A 21,988-nucleotide genomic window follows, 5' to 3' on the forward strand; every position below is an offset into this window, starting at 1 on the left:
CGGCGCACCCGGGAGCGCGGCGACCACCCGGACCTCGCGGACGCCTTCGACGCGCCACCGACCTTCCTCAACCACGTGGTGTCGCCGCAGCGCCGGTTCGCTACCGCCGCACTTCGGCTGGCCGACGTCAAGGCGACCGCAAAAGCCCTCGGCATCACGCTCAATGACCTGATTCTGGCGACTGCGGCCGGGGGGCTACGGGAGCTGTTGCTGCGTTACGACGGCAAGGCCGACCGTCCGATCATCGCGTCGGTACCGACCGCCACCGACAAGTCCGAGCGGGTGACCGGCAACGAGATCAGCGGCCTGTCGATTTCGCTGCCGGTGCATGTCGCCGACCCGGCCGAACGCGCGCAGCTGGTCGCGCTGGCGACCAAGATCGCCAAGGAGGATCACGAGATCCTCGGGCCACGGCTGTACGGGCAGATTATGGGCTACCTACCGACGGCGGTCGCCCCGGCGGCATTCCGGTGGCTGGGGCAGCGCAACGCACCGAACAAGATGATGAACGTCGCGGTGTCCAGTGTGGTCGGGCCCCGGGAGCGCGGCCACTTCGGCGGCGCCCCGGTCAGCGAGATCTACTCGACGGGTGTGCTGTCACCCGGAGCTCCGGTCAACATCACGGTGTGGAGCTATGTCGACCAGCTCGGCATCGCGGTGCTCACCGACGACGAGACCTTCAAGGACCCACATGAGGCAACCGATGCGCTGACTGCGGCATTCAGCGAACTACGTAGCGCCGCAGGGTTTTCGGTCGGTAACAGCACGGTCGGCTTGATGGCCGAGCACGCGCTGCGTTAGCCGCGGCTCAAGCCGCGAGGACGGCGTCCAGCGCGGAATAGAACAGGCCCAGCCCGTCGTCAGACGGCCCGGTCAACGCTCCGATTGCGTGCTCGGGGTGCGGCATCAGCCCGACGACACGACCGTTGGCCGAGCTGACTCCGGCGATGTCGCGCAGCGAACCGTTGAGGTTGTCGTGGTAGCGAAACACCACGCGGCCTTCACCTTCCAACTCGTCGAGCACGTCGGCGGAGGCCACGTAGCGGCCCTCGCCGGACTTCAACGGGATCAGCAGATCGGCGTCGGCCTCGAACCGAGACGTCCACGCGGTCGACGTCGATGCCACCTTCAGCCACACGTCGCGGCAGACGAAATGCAAACCGGCGTTGCGGGTGAGCGCCCCGGGCAGCAGTCCGGCCTCGCAGAGCACTTGAAAACCGTTGCAGATTCCCAACACCGGCAATCCGCGGTCTGCAGCAGCGACGACTTCCCCCATTACCGGGGCGAATTTGGCGATGGCGCCGCAGCGCAGGTAGTCGCCGTAGGAGAACCCGCCGGGCACCACCATCGCGTCGACACCCTTGAGATCGGCGTCGGCGTGCCACAGGCTGACCGCCTCGGCGCCGACGGCACGCACTGCGCGGGCAGCGTCCACGTCGTCGAGCGTTCCGGGAAAGGTGATGACGCCGATACGCGTCGTCACTGCGGTTCTCGGCTTACGGTCCAGTCTTCGATCACGGTATTGGCCAGCAGCGACTCGGCGATCTCAGCCAACGCCGAGTCATCGACGCTGTCGTCCACTTCGAGCTCAAACCGCTTGCCCTGCCGAACATTTGAGATACCGGCATGTCCAAGCCGGCCCAGTGCGCCGACGATCGCCTGGCCCTGCGGGTCGAGAATCTCACCCTTGGGCATTACGTGCACAACCACCCGGGCCACCCACACTCCTCCTACTGTCTTGGCTGCTCGGCGCCAACTCTACCGGTCGGCACCCCGGCCGTCGTGCTAGCACGAGCCAAGGTAGGCGGCGCACAGCGACGAGGATATGGCGTCCAGCACCTGAGCGTCGGAGATGATCGGCCAGGGCAGCTGGACCGGGTCTGACGCCCACAGAGTCAGCTCGCTGATCGTGCTGTTTTCCGGGTGTGCCACCAGGTAGGTGTGCATGATCACCGGCCCGCTGACCACGGCGGACAGCCGGTTCGGCTCGTCGATGGTCACCGACGGCGACTCGCCGGAGACCCCCAGTTGGCAGCCGCGCAACGCCGCCGCGGCGATGTCGAACACCGATGTCGCGCTCTGGCCGCCGCGTGCGGTGTCACCCCGCCAGTGCACCACCTCGGCCCGCAGCTGCCATTGGCCCGGGGGTTTATCCACCGCAACCCGGCTCGCAACCGCGAAGTTGCGGGTGTCCTGCGGGAAGGCCGGCGTCGCGCACACCTCCTCGAACCGGAACCGGGGCGTCGCGCCACCCGTCATGGGCACGGCCGACCCGGCCGGCGACGGCCAATGGTAGGTGGCGTTCAGTGGTATTGCGGACGAGGTGATCCAGGCCGTGCCGGGAATCTTGTCGCACACCGGCGGACAGGTCTCCGGGTCCGCGACGGCGAAACCGGACGACGACACGCATGCCAGAAGCAGGCCGCCCGCGATCAGCGCCGCCGCCAAGACTAGGCGCATGCCAGGGCCCCCACAAGCGCACAATCGTAGACATGCAACTCACGCATTTCGGCCATTCCTGCGTACTCGCCGATTTCGGCCACACCACGGTGCTGTTCGACCCGGGAAATTTCTCGCATGGCTTCGAGGGCATCACCGGCCTATCCGCGATCGTGATCACCCATCAGCACCCCGACCACGTGGATCAAGAGCGACTGCCCGCCCTGCTGGACGGCAATCCGGGCGCCGCGCTCTACGCCGATCCGCAGACCACCGAGCAGCTGAGCGTGCCGTGCCGCGCGGTGCACGTCGGCGACGAACTGTCGGTCGGCGAGCTGACCATCCGCGCGGTCGGTGGCCGGCACGCCGTCATCCACCCGGAAATCCCTGTGATAGATAACATCTCGTACCTCGTCGGCGACGGCGAGCACCCCGCACGCTTCATGCATCCCGGCGATGCGCTGTTCGTTCCGGACGAGCCGGTCGACGTCCTCGCCACGCCGGCTGCCGCACCCTGGATGAAGATCTCCGAGGCGGTGGATTACCTGCGGGCAGTGGCGCCGACCCACGCGGTACCCATCCACCAGGCCGTCATCGCCCCGGAGGCGCGCGGTATCTACTACGGGCGACTCAGCGAGATGACTAGCGCAGGCTTCCAGGTGCTGCCTGAAGAAACCGCGGTTACCTTCTAGGGCCTGGTCACCTTCTAGCCCGGCGCCGAGAATGCGGCTGGGCGCCTTCTCGTGGTCGAGAGTGCGGCTGGCCGCGGTCTCGGGGAGTTAGCCGATGTCGCCGGCCGCACCGCGGCCCGCGGCGCGACCGGAGAAGATGCAGCCGCCCAGGAACGTTCCCTCCAGCGCCCGGTAGCCGTGCACACCGCCGCCGCCGAATCCGGCCACCTCGCCGGCCGCGTACAGCCCGTCGAACGGAGTTCCGTCGGCCTTGAGTACTCGTGAATCCAGGTCGGTTTCTAAGCCGCCCAACGTCTTTCGGGTCAAGATGTGCAGCTTGACCGCGATCAGCGGCCCGGCCTTCGGATCGAGCAGGGGATGCGGAGGGACGACTCGGCCCATCTTGTCGCCCAGATACTCACGGGCAGCGCGGATCGCGGTGATCTGGCCGTCCTTGGTGAATTTGTTCACCACCTCGCGGTCGCGGGCCGTGACCTCGTCGGCAACCGTCGCATAGTCCAGCGCCGCCACATCGGGCAGGGCGTTCATCGCCGACACCAAGTCGCGCAATGAGTGTGCGGTGACAAAGTCGACTCCCTTGTCGACGAAGGCCTGCACCGGGCCGGGCGCGCCGGATCCGGCCCGCGACGCCAGCAGCTGTCGCACGCTGCGCCCGGTCAAGTCAGGGTTCTGTTCCTGACCGGACAAGCCGAATTCCTTGCCGATGATCTTGGCGTTCAACACAAACCAGGTGTAGTCGAAGCCCGACTTCGCGATGTACTCCAGCGTTCCGAGGGTGTCGAAGCCTGGGTACAACGGCACCGGCAACCGCTTGCCGGCGCCGTCCAGCCACAGCGATGACGGCCCGGGGATGATCCGGATGCCGTGCATCGGCCAGATCGGGTCGTAGTTGGTGATGCCCTCGGTGTAGTGCCACATCCGGTCCCGGTTGATCACCCGGGCGCCGGTCTTCTCGGTGATCGCGATCATCCGGCCGTCGACATGCGCGGGGACGCCGGCGAGCATCCGTTCGGGGGCCCGGCCCATCCGGGTCGGCCAGTTCGCCCGTACCATATCGTGGTTGCCGCCGATACCACCGCTGGTGACGATCACCGCCTGAGCACGAAATTCAAACTCCCCGATCCCTTTTCGCGACGACTCGACGCCGCGCGCTTCGGACGACGGCTCCAGCACAGTGCCCCGAACCCCGGTCACCGCCGCGCCCTCGACGATCAGCTCGTCAACCTGATGCCGGGGGGCGAACCGCACTTTCGGATGCTCGACCAGCCGGCGCGCGAAAATCTCGACGATCGCCGGCCCGGTTCCCCAGGTGATGTGAAAGCGCGGAACTGAGTTGCCGTGCCCTTGCGCGCCGTAGCCGCCGCGCTCGGCCCAGCCGACCAGCGGGAAGATCTTCAATCCCCGGGCGCGCAGCCAGCTACGCTTCTCGCCTGCCGCGAAATCGACGTAGGCGTGCGCCCACTGCCGTGGCCAGTAGTCTTCCTGGCGGTCGAATGCCGCGGTACCAAGCCAATCCTGCAGCGCGAGTTCGTGACTGTCGTGCACACCCAGCCGACGTTGCTCCGGGCTGTCGACGAAGAACAAGCCGCCGAACGACCAGAACGCCTGCCCGCCGAGGTTGGCGCCGTTCTCCTGGTCCAGGATCAGCACCCGTTTGCCGCGATCCACCACCTCGCAGGCGGCCACCAGGCCGGCCAGGCCCGCCCCGACGATGATGACATCAGCTTGGGTATCGCTCATGGCGCTACACAGTAGCGACCGGAGAGGTCAGGCTGCGTCGCGAACGGCCTGATCGGCCCGCCACTGGTACACGGTGGGTTCGCAGCCGTGCAGCAGCCCCAGATCCACCGAGTCCAGCATCGCCTGCAGCGGGCCGGGTTTGCGCAGGTGACTCGCCGCGACCGCGACCCGGACGACGCCATCGCGGCGCGCGACGCGCTCGGCCGACAACACCAACATCCGGCACCACCACGGCTCGGACAGGAATCCTTCGCCGATGCCGAGTACCCGTGCCCGCACCGTCGTTTGCCGGACCAGGTCGGTGATCTCGTGCAGATCGGCGAGAAGACGGAACCCGTTGCGCGGCAATGCAATAACTGTTCCAGGCGAAGCGGTCCATCTCGGCGCCGCGAAGAGCCGGGTGCGCAGTCCGAGATGTTCGAGCACCCGGTCTGCGGCCATCAGGCGCAAATTCGCCTCGTGGGCAGGCAGCGTGGCGAACTCACCGCGACGCTTTTTGGTCGCCGCGTCGTCGTATCCGTTCAGCAGGATCGCGTCGCCGACGGCACGTCGGCCTGCCAGCCACTCGACGGTGACCAGATCCTGATCCAACCGGTAGCCGCCCTTCAACCGCGGGGCCACCAGTAACGACACCGGTACAGACCGGTTGTCCATTTTCTCGCAGAATTCGGCGACGTCGTCCAATGTGCGTTCGCAAATCCCGGAGACCGAAACGATCAACTTCCCAGACACACCACAATTTTGACGACGTCAGATGTCCAGATAGTGACATACACGCGGACAGCAAGCGTCAGTTCGACGCGCCGACCGGCTAATTCGGTAGCACAGCCTCGACCGCCGCGATCACCTCAGGCGCATCAGGCACCGTTTGCGGACGGAATCGGTTGACCACTTCTCCGCCCGGTGCGACCAGGAACTTTTCGAAGTTCCACTGCACGTCACCGGCCTCGCCGGCGGCGTCAGGCGTCTTGGTCAATTCGGTGTAAAGGGGGTGCCGGCCCGGCCCGTTGACCTCGGTCTTGGCCAAAAGCGGAAACGTCACACCATAAGTGGTCGAACAAAAGGTCTGGATTTCTTCTGCGGTGCCCGGCTCTTGGCCCATGAATTGATTGCACGGAACTCCGAGAACGGTCAGGCCGCGCTCGGCGTAATCGCGCGCGAGCTGCTCCAGAGCGGCGTATTGCGGCGTCAGACCACATTTCGAGGCGACATTGACAACCAGCACGGCGCGGTCGTTGTAGTCGGCCAGCGACAGTGAACCGCCATCGAGGCCGGTCAAAGCGATCTCGGTCACAGTCATACCCGGAGGCTACCCGAGGACATTTTGATCAGCTAGCTACTTTCTCGTTAGTCTGGTGTCCATGGTTTCTCGTGCGGTACCGACGGCCAACGACGAACCCGCGGCCGACGAGCTCGCCGAGTACCCGGATTCGCTGGACGCCGGCCTGCTGCGCATCGCCGGTGTCTGCATTCTCGCCTCGGTGATGGCGCTGCTGGACGGCACGGTCGTCAGCGTCGCGCAGCGCACGTTCATCGCGGAGTTCGCCTCCACCCAGGCCGTCGTCGCATGGACGATCACCGGCTACACGCTCGGGCAGGCCACCGTGATTCCACTGGCCGGCTGGGCAGCAGACCGATTCGGCACCAAGCGGCTTTTCATGGGTGCGGCTTTGTGGTTCACCTTGGCATCGCTGCTATGCTCGATGGCGTCAAACATTAGCCAGCTCATCGCATTTCGAGTCATCCAAGGCTTTGGCGGCGGGATGCTGGTGCCGCTGACCCTGATCATCCTGACGCGCGAGGCCGGCCCGAGACGGCTCGGCAGGTTGATGGCGGTGCTCGGTATCCCGATGCTGCTTGCCCCGATGTGCGGGCCGGTCCTCGGTGGCTGGCTGATCAGCGCTTACGGCTGGCAGTGGATCTTCCGGATCAACCTGCCGGTCGGCGTCATCCTGATAGTGCTCGCGGCATTGATCTTTCCGAGGGATCGTCCGCGCCCATCGGAGGCCTTCGACTTCGTCGGGATGCTGTTGCTGTCACCGGGCTTGGCGACACTGCTGTTCGGGATCTCCTCGGTGCCTCGGCGTGACAGTTTCACCGACAATCATGTGTGGATACCGGGGTTCATCGGAATCGCTTTGATCACGGCGTTTGTTCTGCACGCGCTGCACCGCGCCGACCACCCGCTCATCGACTTGGCGCTGTTCAAGAATCGGGCGGTGACGCTGTCCAACTCCGCGATGTTCGCGTTCTCCGTTGGGTTTTTCGGCGCGGTCCTGGTGATTCCCAGTTATCTCCAGCAATTGCTGCATGAAACTCCGCTGCAGTCCGGCCTGCAGCTGATCCCGCAGGGGCTTGGCGCGATGCTGACCATGCCGCTGGCCGGCACCTTGATGGACAAACGCGGACCCCGCAATGTCCTGCTGGTCGGGATCGCTGCGATCACCACCGGGTTGACCGTATTCGCCTATGGCGCATGGCAACAAGCGGAATATCTGCCAATCCTGATGGTGGGATTGGTCATCACCGGCATCGGCCTGGGCTGCACCCTGACACCGCTGTCCGGATCGGCGGTACAGACGTTGGCTCCCCACGAGGTGGCGCGCGGGTCGACACTGCTCAGTGTCAATCAACACGTCGCCGTTGCGGTCGGCACCGCGTTGATGTCAGTGATCTTGACCAGTCAGTTCAATCGCAGCGAAACCATCAGCACCGCAGAAAAACTCGGGATCCTGCGAGGCAAATTCGGAAAGCATGGTCCACCGGTGCCGGTGCACCATGACGTGTCCGCTGATTTCACCATCCGGCTGATGCACGACCTCACCCATGCCTACACACTCGTCTTGGTGGTGTCGATCGTCGTTGTCGCGCTGACGCTGCTGCCGGTGGCGTTCCTGCCCAATAAGCCACCGCCGCCCGGCCGACGCCAGACCCCCGTGCCCGTCTGACAACGGGGCACTACTCCTCGAACAACATCATGGCGATCCGCTCGACGGTCGTCATCGGATCGGTGGCCTTCAGCTCAGGGTTCACTGCGTCATTCAGCCAGAGCATCGAAAACCCGTGCACCAGTGACCAAGCCGCGAGTTGTGCACCGCGCGGATCCGACTGGGCGTGTCGGTCCGGCAGTGACGCGACGCCGCGGGACAGCTCGTCCCCGGCGGCCGCTTCGGCGGCCACCAACTCCGGGTTCGACGGGTCGAGCAATGACTTGTCGAACATCACCCGGTAGTGGCCCGGATGCTCGATAGCGAACCGCACATACGCCGATGCTGCATCCAGGAATCGCGGGCGAGCCTCCGCGAGGGCGATGGCCAGCAGTCCGAAACCCTGGGCGGCCAGCGCGGTAAACAAACCCCGACGATCGGTGAAGTGGTGTGCCGGCGCGGCGTGCGACACCCCCGCCTCACGCGCCAACTCGCGAAGCGACACCCCGTCGGCGCCCCGTTGCGCCACCAGACGCGCGGCCTCAGTGAGAATCGCAGCCCGCAGATCGCCGTGATGGTAGGTCGGACGGTCCATAGCGGCAGCATAACGTACTAACTTGACACTGCCTAGTTCGCAGTCGTACGCTCAGCCGCAGAACTTGTCAGTGTCTAGATTGGAGAAGAAGAGATGGCTCCGTCGATTGCGTTGCTAACCGGGGGCGTGGCCGCCCGGATCGCGGGCTGGCTCGGCGTCGACTACGTCGACACTTGGGTCAAGGCGATCGCCGTCGGCCTGGCCGCGATGTTCGTGTTGACCGGCGTGGCGCACTTCGCCCCGCCACTGCGCGGCAGGCTGATCGCGATCGTGCCGCCGCGACTGCCGGCGCCGGGATTGCTGGTCAGCTTCACCGGGGTGCTGGAATTCCTCGGCGCGGTGGGCCTGTTGGTTCCGGCTACCCGGATTGCGGCCGCCGTCTGCCTGCTGCTGTTGATGCTGGCGATGTTTCCGGCCAACATCTACGCGGCCCGGATGCCCAACCCGCCAAAGTCGATGACGACCCGGCTACCCCTGCGCACCGCTGAGGAGATCGTCTACCTGGCCGCTGCCGTAGTGGTCGCGATCGGCGGCAGCTAGCAGCCAGGCATATTGGTAGGCGGTCTCTTTCCAGCGCTCGTAGCGCCCGCTGATACCACCGTGGCCGGCGGTCATCTGGGTCTTCAACAGCACCGGATTGCCCTCAGTCTTGGTGTGCCGCAGCGCCGCCACCCATTTCGCAGGCTCGACATAGTAGACCCTGGTGTCGTGCAGCGAGGTCATCGCGAGTATGGCCGGATACTTCTGCGGCGCGACATTCTCGTACGGCGAGTACGATTTCATGTAGTGGTAAACATCGCTGTCGCTCAACGGGTTTCCCCATTCATCCCACTCGGTGACGGTCAGCGGTAACGACGGATCCAGGATCGTGGTCAGCGGGTCGACAAACGGCACCTGCGCCAGAATTCCGGCAAAAAGATCGGGCGCCATGTTGGCCACCGCGCCCATGAGTAGGCCACCCGCACTACCACCCAGGGCCACCAACTGCTGCGGGCGGGTCAGCCCGGTGTCCACCAGATGCTGTCCAACGGATACAAAGTCGGTGAAGGTGTTCTTCTTCTCCAGTAGCTTGCCGTGTTCGTACCACAGCCGGCCCATTTCACCACCGCCGCGCACGTGTGCGACGGCGAACACCATGCCGCGGTCCAACAGCGACAGCCGCGCGATGGAAAAGCGCGGATCCTCGCAGATCTCGTAGGCGCCATAGCCGTAAACCAAAGCCGGGGCCGGGAATTCGATACCGGCGCGGTGGACGATCGAGATCGGGATCTTGGTGCCGTCGGCCGCCTGCGCCCAATCGCGGCGTTCGACGTAATCCTCGCGGCGGTAATCTCCCAACACCGGTTGCTCGCGCAACAGCGTGCGATCGCCGGTGACCAGATCCAGGTCGTATATGCGCACCGGGGTGACAAACGACCCCGCACCGACCCGCAGCTTGGGCGAATTCCAATTCGGGTTCGCGCCCAGCCCGGCCGACATCAGCTCGGAGTCGAACCCAATCTCCTCGGCATGTCCGTAGTCGTTGTCAGCTACGGGCCACAACTGGATTCGCGGTAGTGCCTCGCCACGGTAGCTGACCACCAAGTGCCCGGCGAACGCGTCGACACCGTCCAGTCGCACATCGTCACGGTGATCTATCAGTGTGCGCTGCGCCGTGGGATTATCGACCGGCGCCTCCACCAGCGTGAAGTTCACCGCATTGTCGTTGTGCAGGATCAAGAAACGATCCTGCCCTCCGACGATCGCGTGCTCCACCGAATACTCGATGCCGTCGCGGCGGGGCAACACGGTGACGAACTCTGCATGCGGATCCGCGGCGTCGGCGTAGCGGACCTCCGAGGTGATCGCCGATCCCGCCGCGATCAGCACGTACGCGTCGCTACGCGTTCGGCCCACCGCGAGCCAAAACTTCTCGTCGGCTTCGTGATACACCTTCTCGGCGGGTAGGCCGGACGCAAGGCGATGGCGCCACACCGTATCGGGACGCCATGCCGCATCGAGGGTGATGTAGTAGACGGTTCGGTTGTCGGTGGCCCAGGTTGCCCCCGCACCGATGCCGACGATCTCGTCGGGGTACTGCTCTCCGGTACGAAGATTCCTGAACCGCAACGTATAACGCTCGTCGCCGACCACGTCGACGGAGTAGGCCAGCACATTTCCGTCGGGGCTGACGCTGGCGGCGCCCAGCGAGAAGAAGTCATGCCCTTCGGCTTCGACGTTCTCGTCGAGCAGCACCTGCTCGCCGGGAATCTCGGTGTGCTCGTCGAAGACCGGCGGATTCCAGTCGGTTGGATCGCTTACGGCGCAGCGACATTGGACACCGTACTGCTTGCCTTCGAAGCTGCGAGCGTAGTACCACCAGTCGCCGCGCCGGACCGGTACCGACAGGTCGGTTTCCTTGGTGCGAGCTTTGATCTCGTCGAAGATGCGCTGCCGCAACGGTTCGAGCTGAGCGGTCATCTGGTCGGCGTAGTCGTTCTCGGCCTCCAGGTAGGCGAGCACTTCGGGACTCGACTTGTCGCGCAGCCATTCGTACGGATCGATGAACACGTCGCCGTGGAACTCTCGCCGAGAGTCGACCCGTTTGGCGATCGGCGGTTGAGCGGTATCGGTCATGCGCTCGGACCGATCCATTCGTCGAAGCGCAGTCCGGAGATCCGTTCGTAGGCCTCGACGTAACGAGCCCTGGTGGCATCGATGATGCTGTCCGGAAGCCGTGGTGGCGGCTTGGATCCGCCGCGATCCCAGCCCGACTCGGGACCGGTCAACCAGTTGCGGACGAACTGCTTGTCGAAGCTGTTCTGCACCTCACCGACGCGGTAATCGGCCGCAGGCCAGTAGCGCGACGAGTCGGGGGTGAAGACCTCGTCCGCCAGCACCAGGTTGCCGTTTGCGTCGACGCCGAACTCGAATTTGGTGTCGGCGATGATGATTCCCTTTCGGAGAGCGTGGTCGGCCGCCTGAACGTAAGTCTGCAAAGTGCGGTCACGCAACTGGTTGGCCCGCACTCCACCGACCATTTCGATGACCTTGGCGAACGAAATATTCTCGTCGTGTTGTCCAAGTTCAGCTTTCGTCGCGGGGGTGAACAACGGCGACGCGAACCTGCTGGCCTCGACGAGGCCCGGCGGCAGGGTGATGCCACAGACTTTGCCGTTCTGCTGGTAGTCCAGGAGTCCCGAGCCGGTGAGATACCCGCGGGCGACACACTCCACAGGCATCATGTCGAGCTCATGCACCACCAGCGCCCGGCCCAGGACTTCGTCGGGGATGCGCGGGTCGTCCGGTGGTCCGGCCAGATGGTTGGGCGCCTCGACGAGATCGAAGAAGAACACGCTCATCGCGGTCAAGATGCGTCCCTTATCGGGGATCACACTGTCGAGTACATAGTCGAATGCCGAGATCCGGTCAGTCGCGACGAACAACAAGTGACCGTCGTCGATGCGGTACAGCTCCCGGACTTTGCCACTGGCCAGGTGCTGATAGTCGGACAGAGCGGGACGCATCGAGACAGCCTAGCCGGGCGACGATGCGGGTCCGAAGGGCTTGAGGAGAAGTCGGGCAAATTCCACCGAGCGGTCGGCGTAACGACGACCTACAGACCGACCATGTGTTGGGATCGGGAGTTTGACGTCCTCCTCTGGTTGAAGCCAGAGGATTCCAACTGATCCGTCTACCTATGCGGCAGGGGAGCGCAGTTGAGGTTCACGGTTCGTAGACCGGCTGATGCCAAGGTCTCCCCGTGCTGTCACCGCCCGTCCGGCGGCGATATTGCGTGCTGCGTTGACGTCGGCGTTGCACGGTCCTGTAGTGCAGGCTTCGCACTCGAACACCGCTTGGCTCTTGCGGTTTCCGGGAGCGACGTGCCCGCACACCGAGCAACGCTGCGAGGTGTAGGCGGCGGGGATCTGCTCGACCCGACCATGGGCTTTGTGCTGTATTCGCGTGGCGAGCAGACCCCAACCACTGCGGCTGATGCCCCGGTTGAGCGCGCGTTTTTGGGCCACTCGGTGCCCGGGCTGCTCGCTAGTTCCGCGCGCGCTGCGCGTCATGGCCCGCACATCGAGGGCTTCGATCCGAATCCTGTCGAACCGGCGCGCAACATCGGTGGACAGCTTCTCCACCCAATCCTTGCGGCGGGCGACTTCTTTGGCTTTCAGTTTGGCGATCGCCAGCTTCGTGCGAGCGCGCCGATTCGAACCGCGGCGAGCGCGGGCCAGTCGCTGCTGCAGCACCCTCAACCGGACAGCCTCACTGCGGCTCAGGCCGGGCACGTGCAGCAAGTCTCCGGTGGACAAGGCCGCCGCCACTGTCACGCCACGGTCGATGCCGACTATCGAGCCATCACCTGGGCCGGCGATCGGCTTCGGGACGGCAGCGAACGCGATATGCCAGCGCCCGATACGGTCACGGGTAACTCGGTAGGACTTCACACCGTCAGGCACCGGGCGGGTGCGGCGAAATCTGACCCAGCCGACCTTGGGGACCCACACTCGCCCGAAGCGCCGGTTGAGTTGCTTGATGTGATGCGCTTTGACCGCCACCTGCCGGAACCCTTCGTGCACACCGGCTTTGCGCCACGTCGGGCGCCAGTGCGTACCGCCGAAGAAGTTGCGCATCGCCTGCGTGAAGTCGCGCAACGCCTGCTGCTGCACGGTCTGAGAACCGGCGGCCAACCAGTCATATTCGGTGCGCGCTGCGGTCAACTGGGCGCACTGCTCGTTGTAGCCCGGGGCGCGTCGGCCCGGCTGCCAATGCTGTTGCTGCTCGACCGCCAGGTTCCACACGTATCGGGCGTGGCGGCAATGCTCGGCCAAAACCGCCGTCTGCTCAGCAGTCGGAAGCAACCGATATCGAGACACACCGAAAACCTAGCCCCCACCACCGACACCACACAGAAAGGAGAAGCGGCGCTTCCCCTCCCGGCTAAAGCCAGGGGTATCCACGCCGCAACAAACCAATGAAAAGATCGCGGTTTGTCCCTTACGCCACAACTCCGGGCCGACTGCTGGCTCAGCTGTTCAGCGACATCGTCGTCGCCATCTGGACGTTTCTCTGGGTGCTCGTCGGCCTGGCCGTCCACAGCGCGGTGTCGACGATCGCCGAGGTGGGTCGGCAGGTTCAGGGCGGCGCTGACGGTGTCGCCGACAGCCTCAAGGCGGCCGGCCAGAGCGCCGATCACATCCCGCTTGTCGGCGGTGCCGTCAGCGCACCGCTGACTGCGGCCAGCAAGGCCGCGCTCGACATCGCCGGCGCCGGCCACAACCTCGACAGCACCGCCAGCTGGCTGGCCGTCGTGCTGGCCCTGGCCGTTGCGGCCCCGCCGATTCTCGGGGTGGTCGTGCCGTGGCTGGCGTTACGCATTCGGTTCCTGCGGCGCAAGTTGACCGTCAGCGCGCTGGCCGCCACCCCGGCCGGTGCACAGCTGCTGGCGTTGCGGGCGTTGGCCAACCGGCCGCTGGGCCGGCTCACCGCCGTCACTCCCGACCCGGTCGGGGCATGGCGTGCAGCGGATCCCCGCGCCATCCATGGCCTTGCCGCCCTCGAATTGCGTTCGGCGGGAATAGCGGTCAGGGCACGTTAGGCCAATTCCACAACGAGGTGGCGGATGCCGGTGTGCCGGTTGCTACGTGCCCATTCGACATCACGTACGACATGCACGGTTGCGAACCGCGACAGCAGCTCTTCGAACAGCACCCGCAACTCCAGCCGGGCCAGGTTGGCGCCCAGGCAGTAATGCACACCCTGGCCGAAACCAAGGTGCGGGTTGGGCTTTCGTGCGATATCGAACTCGTCGGCGTCGTCGAAGACGCTTGCGTCGCGGTTGGCCGAACCCTCCCAGATCTGCACCTTCTGCCCCGCCGCGATCGACGCGCCGCCGAACGTGACGTCACGCGTGGCGGTGCGCCGCTTGGACGGCGACGGCGACGTCCAACGGACCATCTCCTCGACCGCGGTCGGCAGCGTGTCCAAATCCTCACGCAGCGCGCGCAATTGCTCCGGATTATTGGCCAACGCCAGCAACCCGCCGGCAACCGCGTTGCGGGTCGTCTCCGCACCGGCACTGAACAGCAGGCTGAAGAACAAATACAGCTCGAGGTCGGACATCGCCGGGGCGTCGTCGGCAAGAGCCGCATTGGCGACCACCGACAACATGTCGTCGGTCGGTTGCGCGCGCTTCGACGCGATCAACTCCTGACCGTAGGCGTACATCCGCGAGCCGGCCTCTTCGGCCGACAACTGCGACAACGACGCCGTGCGCGATCCACCGAAGTCGAACTGCGGCTCGATGGCTTCGAACAACCAATGCCGTTCGGATTCAGGCACTCCCAGCAGAATGCAGATCATCTGCATAGGCAGTTCGGCGGCGATGTCCACGACGAAGTCGAACGGCTCACCGGGCACCACCGCATCCAGCAGCCGACGGGTCCGGGCGCGAAGGTCGTCTTCGACAAGGGAGATCATCCGCGGTGTCAGCCCCGAGCTGACCAGCCGCCGAATCTGCGTATGCCGCGGATCGTCCATCATGTTGAGCACCTGGCCCGCGATCGACAGATCCTGCAACAACGTACCGCCGAACGGTCGGTCCCCGCCGGTGACCGAAGAGAACGTCACCGGGTCTTTCAGCACCGCAAGCGTTTCCGCGTAAGTAGCGACGGACCAGAACCCCTCAGCATCGGGCGTGTGCTCGGTCGGGCCGTGCCAGTAGACCGGTGCCTCGCGCCGATGGACGGCGAACAGTTCGTGCGGAAAGCCGTTGGCGAAGTTATCCAGGTCGGTGAAGTCGACCTGCGAGAGCGCCGCCGCGAGCGTCATAAGATGGCGCCCGGCGTGTACTTGGCCGCATCGGGATAGCGGGCGACCAGCGCGTCGACCTCCGCGACCACTGCGTCGACCTGACCGCCGGCCGCGCCGATGAACGCTTTCCGGTCGGCCAGCGCGGCATCGATCGCGGCCCGATCCAGCGGCAGGCGCGGGTCGGCGGCCAACCGGTCCAGTAGATCGGGCTCGGCGCCTTGCTCACGCATCGCCAGTGCCGCAGCGACCGCGTGCTCCTTGATCACCTCGTGCGCCGTTTCGCGGCCCACTCCGGCGCGCACGGCGGCGATCAACACTTTGGTGGTGGCCAGGAACGGCAGGTACCGGTCCAGCTCCCGCTGAATCACCGCGGGATAGGCACCGAACTCGTCCAGCACGGTCAACATGGTCTCGATCTGCCCGTCGACGGCAAAGAAGCTGTCCGGCAATGTGACTCGACGCACCACCGAACAGAAGACATCGCCTTCGTTCCACTGCGCCCCGGCCAGCTCGGCGGCCATCGAGGCGTAGCCGCGCAGTACGACTTGAAGCCCGTTGACCCGCTCGCAGCTGCGGGTGTTCATCTTGTGCGGCATCGCCGAGGAGCCGACTTGTCCGGCCGCGAAGCCCTCGGTGACCAGATCGTGGCCGGCCATCAGCCGGATGGTGTGCGCCAGCGACGACGGCCCGGCACCCAGCTGCACCAGAGCCGACACCACGTCGTGGTCGAGCGAACGCGGATACACCTGCCCCACGCTGGTCAAAACCGTTGCGAATCCCAGGAAGTCGGCGATGCGCTGTTCGAGGTCGGCCAGCTTCGCCGCGTCGCCGCCGAGCAGGTCGAGCATGTCCTGAGCGGTTCCCATCGGACCTTTGATGCCACGCAACGGGTAACGATCGATCAACTCCCGCAGCCTGGTCAACGCGACCAGAGTCTCTTGCGCCGCCGACGCGAACCGCTTGCCCAATGTGGTGGCTTGTGCCGCGACGTTGTGACTGCGGCCGGCCATCACCAGGTCGCGGTAGCTCGCGGCGCGCTCGGCCATCCGGGCCACCACCGCCACGCCGTGCGCGAACACCAACTCCATTGAACGGCGAACCTGCAGCTGCTCGACGTTCTCGGTCAGGTCGCGACTGGTCATACCCTTGTGCACGTGTTCGTGACCGGCCAGCGCGTTGAACTCCTCGATGCGGGCCTTCACGTCGTGGCGCAGCACCCGCTCGCGGGCGGCGATCGAGGCCAGGTCGACGTCGTCGAGCACCCGTTCGTAGTCGGCGATAGCGGTCGCGGGGACCTCGACGCCCAACTCGGCCTGCGCCCGCAGCACCGCCAGCCATAGCCGCCGCTCGGCGACGACCTTGGCCTCCGGCGACCAGATCGCCACCATCTCGGCGCTGGCGTAACGATTGGCCAGTACGTTCGGGATTGTCACAAACACACAGCTTAACGGCGCCGCGCCGGTCGCGGATCAGGCACAGTAAGGCTCATGCACTTTGTCGGGCTCGATCTGGCCTGGGGCGAGAAGAACAACACGGGTATCGCCGTCGTCGACTCCGACGGCCGGCTGCTGCACGTCGGAGCCGGGCACGACGATGAAAGCATTGAAACCGCCGTGGCCCCGTACGTCAGCGACGACTGCCTGGTGGCCATCGACGCGCCGTTGATCGTGCGGAACCCAACCGGCGCCCGCCCGTGTGAGACGGCGCTCAACCGCGACTTCCACGCGTTCGAGGCGGGCGCCCATCCGGCGAACATCGAGAACCCCGCGTTCAAGAGTCCTCGCGGCGCGCGGATCGCGGACGCGTTCACCCTCGACATGAATCCGGCGTCGACTTCGACCCGGCGGGTGATAGAGGTGTATCCGCATCCAGCGACCATCGCGTTGTTCGGTCTGGAGAAAACCCTCAAGTACAAGAAGGGAACGTTCGAGACCCGTAAGCATGAGCTGCTGCAGTTGATGACGCTGATCGAAGGCCTCGACAAAGCGTCACCACGACTGCGGGTGAACCACAACGTGTCCTGGGTGGAGCTTCGCAAGCGAGTCGAGGCTGCGACCCGGCCGGTACAACTCGACCGCGACGAGGACCCAGTCGACGCCATGGTGTGCGCGTACGTCGCACTGTTTTGGTATCACCGCCCGGAGGACGTGACGCTGTACGGCGATTTCGCGACCGGTTATATCGTCACGCCGACGCTGCCGCCCGATGCAGCGCCTGCCCGCCGTCGTCGCGCTGCGCCACAGCCAGCCAACGACGACCTACGTGCGCGGGTGGCACACGTCGCGGCACTTCTCGACGAAGCGCAGCGCGGGTTGACCGCGATCCACCGTCAGCTCGACGGCTAGCTTGACGCAGTACCGATCGGTGCGACGTCGTCGATCAGACGCGGATGACACGCAATATCGCGTTAAAGAGTTGCGCGAGGGGCTAATTCAGCTGAAGGGGAATCAGACCTGCACGGGTCGCCGGTCGAACGGCGCCACCGCCTCAATGACATCAATCACAGTCGACCGCGCGAGAGTCCGTGGATCCTGGCGGTCGTCGACCAAGGCCGAAACCACTGCGCCGTCAACGGTGCAGATCAACGCCGCGACGAGCTCGGGACGCACCGAGCGTCCCGACCGTTCGATGACCTCGGCGACGGCGTCGACCCGCTGACGCAGGTTACGGCGCTGGATCTCCCGCAATCCGGGTAGGCGGGCACAGGCGATATGCCGCTCGTAGCGCGAAATCAGCTGTTCGGTCAGGCGCGTGTCGGATTCGCTGCCCACGAGCAGGTCGACCAGTAGGTCCGCGGTGGTTTCGGCGCTGCGGCGCCGACGCGACAGGGTGGCCAGCTGCGCACGCAGCTGCGCGACCTCCAGCAACCCGATATGAGCCACTGCGCTGGCGATCAGATCGTCGAGGCTGGAGAAGTAATAGGTGGTCGATGCCAGCGGGAGACCCGCGCGGCGCGCCACGGCGCGGTGGCGGACCGCCTCGAATCCGCCTTCACACAGCAACTCGGCGGCGGCGCTGACCAGGGCATACCGGCGACGTTCGCCTTTGGGGGTGACGGCGCCTTTAGGAGCGGCAACCTCCTTCGGCGCGACGGCAGCGGGCGCGGCGACCACGGCTGGCGCAGCGCCAACCGCCGGCGCAGTGACGACCTGCTTGGCAGCGACAGCTACCTCGGGAGCGAGCGCTCCCTCGGGAGCCACGGCTGCAGTCACCTAGCACATGGTGCCAGCCAGGCTGGTGTCGCATTGCCCTTTCGGACAAACACCCAGCAGTCGCGCAGCGGCAAGGGGCCGGAAGCGGCACTTTATGATGGCCCGCATGCCGGAGATGAGTCGTCGCGCCGTATTGCGCCTGGGCAGCGGCGCCGCGGCGGGAGCTCTCGGCGCCTATGCGATGGACCGCTTGCTTCCCGGCCGTACTGCGGTGGCGACGCCAGTAGTCATGACCGGCACCGGCATTCCGCTGGCGCCGCCCCTGCCGCTGGAGCCGGCGCCGGCGCCGGCCGCGACAATGGTGACCGGTTCGTTCGTGTCCGCGGCGCGAGGTGGAGTGGCCACCACCTGGGCCATCGCACGACCCCCCGGCCAGACCAAACCGCTGCGACCGGTGATCGCGCTGCACGGCAAGGGCAGTAGCGCGGCCACCGTGATGGAGGGCGGCGTCGAACAGGGGCTCGCCCAGGCCGTCGCCGCCGGCCTGCCGCCGTTCGCGGTAGTAGCTGTCGATGGTGGCGGAAGTTATTGGCACAAAAGAGCTTCCGGCGAGGACTGCGGCGCGATGGTGTTGAACGAGCTCATCCCGATGCTGGGCGGCCAGGGCCTCGATACCTCCCGGGTCGGGTTTCTGGGCTGGTCGATGGGCGGTTACGGCGCCTTGCTGCTCGGCGGCCGGCTCGGCGCGGGCCGCACCGCGGCGATCTGCGCGGTGAGCCCCGCGCTGTGGATGTCGTCGGGAGCGGCTGCCCCGGGCGCCTTCGACGGCTCCGACGATTTCTCGGCCAACTCGGTGTTCGGAATGCCCGCGCTGGCGTCCATCCCGATCAGGGTGGATTGCGGTAATAGCGATCCGTTCTTTCATGCAACCAAGCAGTTCATCGCCCAGTTGCCCAGCCCGCCGGCGGGCGGGTTTTCCCCGGGTGGCCACGATGCGTCGTTCTGGAGTGCGCAGCTACCGGCCGAATTGACCTGGATGGCGCCGCTGCTGACCGCGTAGCACCGCTGCCCTTCTCGACCGCAGCCCCTACCAGAAGGCTTACGATATTCGAGACGATAGCGCGCCGCAGTGCGTGCTCTGAGTGCACGGAGGTTACCCGAATTGGCCAGGCAAGCCGTCGCGGACAAGCGACAGCGACGTGAACGCGGATCGATCAGCGTCGACGAAATCATCAACGGCGCGTTCGACGTCGCCGCGGAAGTCTCGGTCGACGGCTTGAGCATGCCGCTGCTGGCCAAACATCTCGACGTCGGCGTGACAAGCATCTACTGGTACTTCCGGAAAAAGGACGATCTGCTCAACGCGATGACCGACCGCGCGCTGGGTCAGTACGACTTCGCGACACCCTTTGTCGAAGGCCAAGATTGGCGGGATTCGTTGCGGGATCACGCGCGAAAGATGCGACAGACGTTTCGGGACAACCCGATCCTGTGCGATCTGATCCTGATCCGCGGCACCTTCGGCCGCGAGGCGACGCTCGCGGCGTTCCAAAAGCTGGAGAAGGCGGTCGCCACATTGGTCGAGGCAGGCCTGTCACCCGAGGACGCGTTCGACACCTACGCCAGCATCTCGGTGCACACCCAGGGAGCGGCGGTCCTGGAGCGGCTGCAAGACAAATCCGGCGAAGCCGAACCGTATCCCCGCGGCGGGAGCTCGGTCATCGACCCCGAGACCATGCCGCTGATCGCCAAGCTGACCGAGAAAGGTCACCGTATTGGCGTCGCCGACGACATCAACTTCGAATACGGCCTGAATTGCCTTCTCGATCACGCCAGCCGGCTGATTGACGACCGAGCGTGACGTTGCAGTCACGTTCGGCGCCGGGCGTGACGGTGCAGCCACACCCGCACGCCAGCCGGCTGATCGAGGAAGGTCGTAGGGGTTAGACCTCGATCACGACGGCGCCGCCCTGGCCGCCGCCCGCGCACATCGCCGCCACACCGATTCCGCCGCCGCGACGGCCCAGTTCGTGCACCAGCGTGGTCAGCATCCGTGCGCCGCTGGCCGCGATGGGGTGGCCCAGGCTGCATCCGCTGCCGTAGATGTTGACCAGGTCCTCGTCGATGCCGTACTCACGGCACGCGGCGATCGGCACCGACGCGAACGCCTCGTTGATCTCCCAGAGCGTGACGTCACCGGGCACCAGCCCGGCCCGGTCCAGTACCTTGCCGATCACCTTCACCGCGCCCAGACCCGTGTCCCTCGGCTCGACGGCCGCCGAGGCCCAGGCCTTGACCGAGCCCAGCACCTTCAGCCCGGCGGATCGGGCGAAGTCCTGGTCGGCCAGGGTCAATGCGGCCGCCGCGTCATTGGTTCCGCTGCTGTTGCCGGCGGTGATGGAGAATCCCTCGATCTCGGGGTGCAGCACCTTCAGCGACGCGAGCTTCTCCAGGCTGCTTTCGCGACGCGGATGTTCGTCGACGCTGAACTCCACCAGCGCGTCGTCGAGACCCTTGATCTTCAACGGGACGATCTCATCTACGAAAGCGCCGCTGTCGATCGCTCCGATCGCACGCTGGTGCGAACGAAATGCCCACGCGTCCATCTCTTCGCGGGTGATCCCGACGGCCTGCGCGGTGTTCCACCCGACCGTGATCGACATGTCACGGCCCGGCGCATCGGGGGTCTCCACATGGGTCGGCGGAATCCACCGCTCCTCAAACTCCAGGGTCGGACCGGGAATGCGCCAGTTCATCATCGGCGTCATCGACAGCGACTGCACCCCGCCACCGACGACGACCTTCTCGGCGCCGGAGCCGATCTGCGCTGCCGCGTTGGCGACAGCGGTGAGGCTACCCGCGCAGTGCCGGTTGACCGCCTGACCCGGAACCGACGTCATGCCTGAGGCCGTAGCGGCGTAGCGGGCCATATCGCCTCCCCCGTAGTGGGATTCGGCGAAGATCACGTCGTCGATATCGGCGACGTCGACCCCGGACCGCCGCACTGTTTCTTGCAGGATCGTGGTCGCGAGAAACTCGGGCGTGGTGTTGACCAGCGAGCCCTTGAACGATGTCCCGATTGCGGTCCGGACTGCGCTGACGATGACGGGCTTGGGCATGTGGTCAACTTTCGATTGAGCTGCTTGCAGGGTTACAAATTACGCGAGAAGCGTAAATCTTATCAGCTACCGTTGCGCCGACGATATCGGGTGCTTGCCGACGTCGGGACACGCTGAGACACTGTGCCGATGCAGCCGTTCGGGTGGGAACTGCCGTACCCGTGGCCGCGCAAGCCCGTGTTGGCGACCAACGTGGTGTGCACCTCACAACCGCTTGCGGCGCAGGCCGGTCTTCGGATGCTCGCCGAGGGCGGCAGCGCGGTCGACGCGGCGGTGGCCACCGCGATCGCGTTGACAGTGGTGGAACCGGTGTCCAACGGCATCGGGTCGGACGCTTTCGCCATCGTGTGGGACGGACGGGAACTCCACGGGCTCAACGCCTCGGGCCGCTCCCCCGCGGCGTGGACGCCGGAGTATTTCGGCGACAAGGGCGTTCCTACGCTCGGCTGGAATTCCGTCACCGTTCCCGGTGCGGTGTCCGCCTGGGTCGAGTTGCACACAAAATTCGGGAAGCTGCCGTTCGAGC

At 65.7% G+C, this 21,988-nt stretch carries 23 protein-coding genes; 9 read left to right on the forward strand and 14 right to left on the reverse strand.

Annotation, left to right across the window (positions count from 1 at the left end):
- A partial coding sequence (locus tag VGH54_RS00105) for a WS/DGAT domain-containing protein (protein WP_331509910.1) occupies nucleotides 1–801 on the forward strand: 801 nt, incomplete at its 5' end.
- A 7-nt stretch (nucleotides 802–808) separates the two neighbouring features.
- Here VGH54_RS00105 and purQ read toward each other — a convergent pair.
- The 3 genes from purQ to VGH54_RS00120 all read right to left on the reverse strand — a co-directional run bounded on the left by purQ (nucleotide 809) and on the right by VGH54_RS00120 (nucleotide 2,460).
- Entirely contained in the window at nucleotides 809–1,483 is a 675-nt protein-coding gene (gene purQ, locus VGH54_RS00110) for a phosphoribosylformylglycinamidine synthase subunit PurQ (protein ID WP_331509911.1), read from the reverse strand.
- Nucleotides 1,480–1,719, reverse strand: a complete 240-nt coding sequence (gene purS / locus VGH54_RS00115; RefSeq protein WP_331509912.1) for a phosphoribosylformylglycinamidine synthase subunit PurS — start codon at nucleotides 1,717–1,719, stop codon at nucleotides 1,480–1,482. Before purS ends, purQ begins: the two co-directional genes overlap by 4 nt.
- Nucleotides 1,720–1,785: 66 nt before the next feature.
- The gene (locus tag VGH54_RS00120; protein ID WP_331509913.1) at nucleotides 1,786–2,460 is read right to left on the reverse strand and encodes an ATPase; all 675 of its coding nucleotides are present in this window, start codon (nucleotides 2,458–2,460) and stop codon (nucleotides 1,786–1,788) included.
- A gap of 32 nt (nucleotides 2,461–2,492) precedes the next feature.
- On the opposite strand from VGH54_RS00120, the gene VGH54_RS00125 reads away from it, so the two are divergent.
- Nucleotides 2,493–3,131, forward strand: coding sequence for an MBL fold metallo-hydrolase (locus tag VGH54_RS00125; RefSeq protein WP_331509914.1), 639 nt, complete (start codon nucleotides 2,493–2,495; stop codon nucleotides 3,129–3,131).
- Between the two features lie 87 nt (nucleotides 3,132–3,218).
- Here the strand turns inward: VGH54_RS00125 and VGH54_RS00130 are convergent, their stop codons facing one another.
- From VGH54_RS00130 to VGH54_RS00140, 3 genes are all read right to left on the reverse strand, one after another.
- Nucleotides 3,219–4,871 carry an FAD-binding dehydrogenase gene (locus VGH54_RS00130; protein ID WP_331509915.1) on the reverse strand — a complete coding sequence of 551 codons (1,653 nt, stop codon included), beginning with the start codon at nucleotides 4,869–4,871 and terminating at the stop codon, nucleotides 3,219–3,221.
- A 27-nt stretch (nucleotides 4,872–4,898) separates the two neighbouring features.
- Entirely contained in the window at nucleotides 4,899–5,603 is a 705-nt protein-coding gene (locus VGH54_RS00135; protein ID WP_331509916.1) for a DUF2334 domain-containing protein, read from the reverse strand.
- Between the two features lie 79 nt (nucleotides 5,604–5,682).
- On the reverse strand, nucleotides 5,683–6,171 hold the full coding sequence (locus tag VGH54_RS00140) for a glutathione peroxidase (RefSeq protein ID WP_331509917.1): 489 nt from the start codon (nucleotides 6,169–6,171) through the stop codon (nucleotides 5,683–5,685).
- A 61-nt stretch (nucleotides 6,172–6,232) separates the two neighbouring features.
- Here VGH54_RS00140 and VGH54_RS00145 point away from each other — a divergent pair, with 61 nt between their 5' ends.
- A complete protein-coding gene (locus tag VGH54_RS00145; protein WP_331509918.1) occupies nucleotides 6,233–7,819 on the forward strand; it encodes a DHA2 family efflux MFS transporter permease subunit in 1,587 nt (528 codons plus the stop codon).
- 10 nt (nucleotides 7,820–7,829) lie between these two features.
- On the opposite strand, the gene VGH54_RS00150 is transcribed toward VGH54_RS00145, so the two are convergent.
- Nucleotides 7,830–8,393 (reverse strand): TetR/AcrR family transcriptional regulator, encoded by a 564-nt coding sequence (locus tag VGH54_RS00150; RefSeq protein ID WP_331509919.1) that lies wholly within the window; start codon nucleotides 8,391–8,393, stop codon nucleotides 7,830–7,832.
- A gap of 93 nt (nucleotides 8,394–8,486) precedes the next feature.
- Between VGH54_RS00150 and VGH54_RS00155 the strand changes: the two genes are divergently transcribed.
- The gene (locus VGH54_RS00155; RefSeq protein WP_331509920.1) at nucleotides 8,487–8,933 is read left to right on the forward strand and encodes a hypothetical protein; all 447 of its coding nucleotides are present in this window, start codon (nucleotides 8,487–8,489) and stop codon (nucleotides 8,931–8,933) included.
- Here the strand turns inward: VGH54_RS00155 and VGH54_RS00160 are convergent.
- The 3 genes from VGH54_RS00160 to VGH54_RS00170 all read right to left on the reverse strand — a co-directional run bounded on the left by VGH54_RS00160 (nucleotide 8,862) and on the right by VGH54_RS00170 (nucleotide 13,255).
- Entirely contained in the window at nucleotides 8,862–11,009 is a 2,148-nt protein-coding gene (locus tag VGH54_RS00160) for a S9 family peptidase (protein WP_331509931.1), read from the reverse strand. The two genes, VGH54_RS00155 and VGH54_RS00160, sit on opposite strands and share 72 nt — an antisense overlap.
- Nucleotides 11,006–11,899: a phosphoribosylaminoimidazolesuccinocarboxamide synthase gene (locus tag VGH54_RS00165; protein ID WP_331509921.1), complete on the reverse strand. Its 894-nt coding sequence runs from the start codon at nucleotides 11,897–11,899 to the stop codon at nucleotides 11,006–11,008. Before VGH54_RS00165 ends, VGH54_RS00160 begins: the two co-directional genes overlap by 4 nt.
- A 171-nt stretch (nucleotides 11,900–12,070) precedes the next feature.
- Nucleotides 12,071–13,255, reverse strand: a complete 1,185-nt coding sequence (locus VGH54_RS00170; protein WP_331509922.1) for a transposase — start codon at nucleotides 13,253–13,255, stop codon at nucleotides 12,071–12,073.
- Nucleotides 13,256–13,353: 98 nt separating this feature from the next.
- Here VGH54_RS00170 and VGH54_RS00175 point away from each other — a divergent pair, with 98 nt between their 5' ends.
- Nucleotides 13,354–13,977 carry a hypothetical protein gene (locus VGH54_RS00175; RefSeq protein WP_331509923.1) on the forward strand — a complete coding sequence of 208 codons (624 nt, stop codon included), beginning with the start codon at nucleotides 13,354–13,356 and terminating at the stop codon, nucleotides 13,975–13,977.
- On the opposite strand, the gene VGH54_RS00180 is transcribed toward VGH54_RS00175, so the two are convergent.
- Both VGH54_RS00180 and purB read right to left on the reverse strand, forming a co-directional pair.
- Nucleotides 13,974–15,209 (reverse strand): cytochrome P450, encoded by a 1,236-nt coding sequence (locus VGH54_RS00180; RefSeq protein ID WP_331509924.1) that lies wholly within the window; start codon nucleotides 15,207–15,209, stop codon nucleotides 13,974–13,976. The genes VGH54_RS00175 and VGH54_RS00180 overlap by 4 nt on opposite strands.
- Nucleotides 15,206–16,624, reverse strand: coding sequence for an adenylosuccinate lyase (purB, locus tag VGH54_RS00185; protein WP_331509925.1), 1,419 nt, complete (start codon nucleotides 16,622–16,624; stop codon nucleotides 15,206–15,208). The genes VGH54_RS00180 and purB overlap by 4 nt, the downstream gene beginning before the upstream one ends.
- Before the next feature lie 54 nt (nucleotides 16,625–16,678).
- Here purB and VGH54_RS00190 point away from each other — a divergent pair, with 54 nt between their 5' ends.
- Entirely contained in the window at nucleotides 16,679–17,536 is an 858-nt protein-coding gene (locus VGH54_RS00190) for a DUF429 domain-containing protein (protein ID WP_331509926.1), read from the forward strand.
- 102 nt (nucleotides 17,537–17,638) lie between these two features.
- Here the strand turns inward: VGH54_RS00190 and VGH54_RS00195 are convergent, their stop codons facing one another.
- Nucleotides 17,639–18,304: a TetR/AcrR family transcriptional regulator gene (locus VGH54_RS00195; protein ID WP_331509932.1), complete on the reverse strand. Its 666-nt coding sequence runs from the start codon at nucleotides 18,302–18,304 to the stop codon at nucleotides 17,639–17,641.
- Between the two features lie 193 nt (nucleotides 18,305–18,497).
- On the opposite strand from VGH54_RS00195, the gene VGH54_RS00200 reads away from it, so the two are divergent.
- Together VGH54_RS00200 and VGH54_RS00205 are read left to right on the forward strand one after the other, a co-directional pair.
- A complete protein-coding gene (locus tag VGH54_RS00200) occupies nucleotides 18,498–19,403 on the forward strand; it encodes an alpha/beta hydrolase-fold protein (RefSeq protein ID WP_331509927.1) in 906 nt (301 codons plus the stop codon).
- Between the two features lie 102 nt (nucleotides 19,404–19,505).
- Nucleotides 19,506–20,204, forward strand: a complete 699-nt coding sequence (locus VGH54_RS00205; RefSeq protein ID WP_331509928.1) for a TetR/AcrR family transcriptional regulator — start codon at nucleotides 19,506–19,508, stop codon at nucleotides 20,202–20,204.
- 82 nt (nucleotides 20,205–20,286) lie between these two features.
- Here the strand turns inward: VGH54_RS00205 and VGH54_RS00210 are convergent, their stop codons facing one another.
- Nucleotides 20,287–21,462: a thiolase family protein gene (locus VGH54_RS00210; RefSeq protein ID WP_331509929.1), complete on the reverse strand. Its 1,176-nt coding sequence runs from the start codon at nucleotides 21,460–21,462 to the stop codon at nucleotides 20,287–20,289.
- Between the two features lie 129 nt (nucleotides 21,463–21,591).
- Here VGH54_RS00210 and VGH54_RS00215 point away from each other — a divergent pair.
- Nucleotides 21,592–21,988 (forward strand): gamma-glutamyltransferase (locus VGH54_RS00215; protein ID WP_331509930.1); only part of this gene is annotated, 397 nt, incomplete at its 3' end.

Source organism: Mycobacterium sp., assembly GCF_036488105.1.
Lineage (GTDB): Bacteria > Actinomycetota > Actinomycetes > Mycobacteriales > Mycobacteriaceae > Mycobacterium.

Excerpts from the sequence above, each read along its gene's own strand:
- VGH54_RS00130 (WP_331509915.1), bottom strand. The coding sequence starts at position 4,871 with ATGAGCGATACCCAAGCTGATGTCATCATCGTCGGGGCGGGCCTGGCC.
- VGH54_RS00175 (WP_331509923.1), top strand. The coding sequence starts at position 13,354 with ATGAAAAGATCGCGGTTTGTCCCTTACGCCACAACTCCGGGCCGACTG.
- VGH54_RS00160 (WP_331509931.1), bottom strand. The coding sequence starts at position 11,009 with ATGACCGATACCGCTCAACCGCCGATCGCCAAACGGGTCGACTCTCGG.
- VGH54_RS00145 (WP_331509918.1), top strand. The coding sequence starts at position 6,233 with ATGGTTTCTCGTGCGGTACCGACGGCCAACGACGAACCCGCGGCCGAC.
- VGH54_RS00155 (WP_331509920.1), top strand. The coding sequence starts at position 8,487 with ATGGCTCCGTCGATTGCGTTGCTAACCGGGGGCGTGGCCGCCCGGATC.
- VGH54_RS00165 (WP_331509921.1), bottom strand. The coding sequence starts at position 11,899 with ATGCGTCCCGCTCTGTCCGACTATCAGCACCTGGCCAGTGGCAAAGTC.
- VGH54_RS00150 (WP_331509919.1), bottom strand. The coding sequence starts at position 8,393 with ATGGACCGTCCGACCTACCATCACGGCGATCTGCGGGCTGCGATTCTC.
- VGH54_RS00180 (WP_331509924.1), bottom strand. The coding sequence starts at position 15,209 with ATGACGCTCGCGGCGGCGCTCTCGCAGGTCGACTTCACCGACCTGGAT.
- VGH54_RS00190 (WP_331509926.1), top strand. The coding sequence starts at position 16,679 with ATGCACTTTGTCGGGCTCGATCTGGCCTGGGGCGAGAAGAACAACACG.
- VGH54_RS00120 (WP_331509913.1), bottom strand. The coding sequence starts at position 2,460 with ATGCGCCTAGTCTTGGCGGCGGCGCTGATCGCGGGCGGCCTGCTTCTG.
- VGH54_RS00200 (WP_331509927.1), top strand. The coding sequence starts at position 18,498 with ATGATGGCCCGCATGCCGGAGATGAGTCGTCGCGCCGTATTGCGCCTG.
- VGH54_RS00210 (WP_331509929.1), bottom strand. The coding sequence starts at position 21,462 with ATGCCCAAGCCCGTCATCGTCAGCGCAGTCCGGACCGCAATCGGGACA.
- VGH54_RS00125 (WP_331509914.1), top strand. The coding sequence starts at position 2,493 with ATGCAACTCACGCATTTCGGCCATTCCTGCGTACTCGCCGATTTCGGC.
- VGH54_RS00140 (WP_331509917.1), bottom strand. The coding sequence starts at position 6,171 with ATGACTGTGACCGAGATCGCTTTGACCGGCCTCGATGGCGGTTCACTG.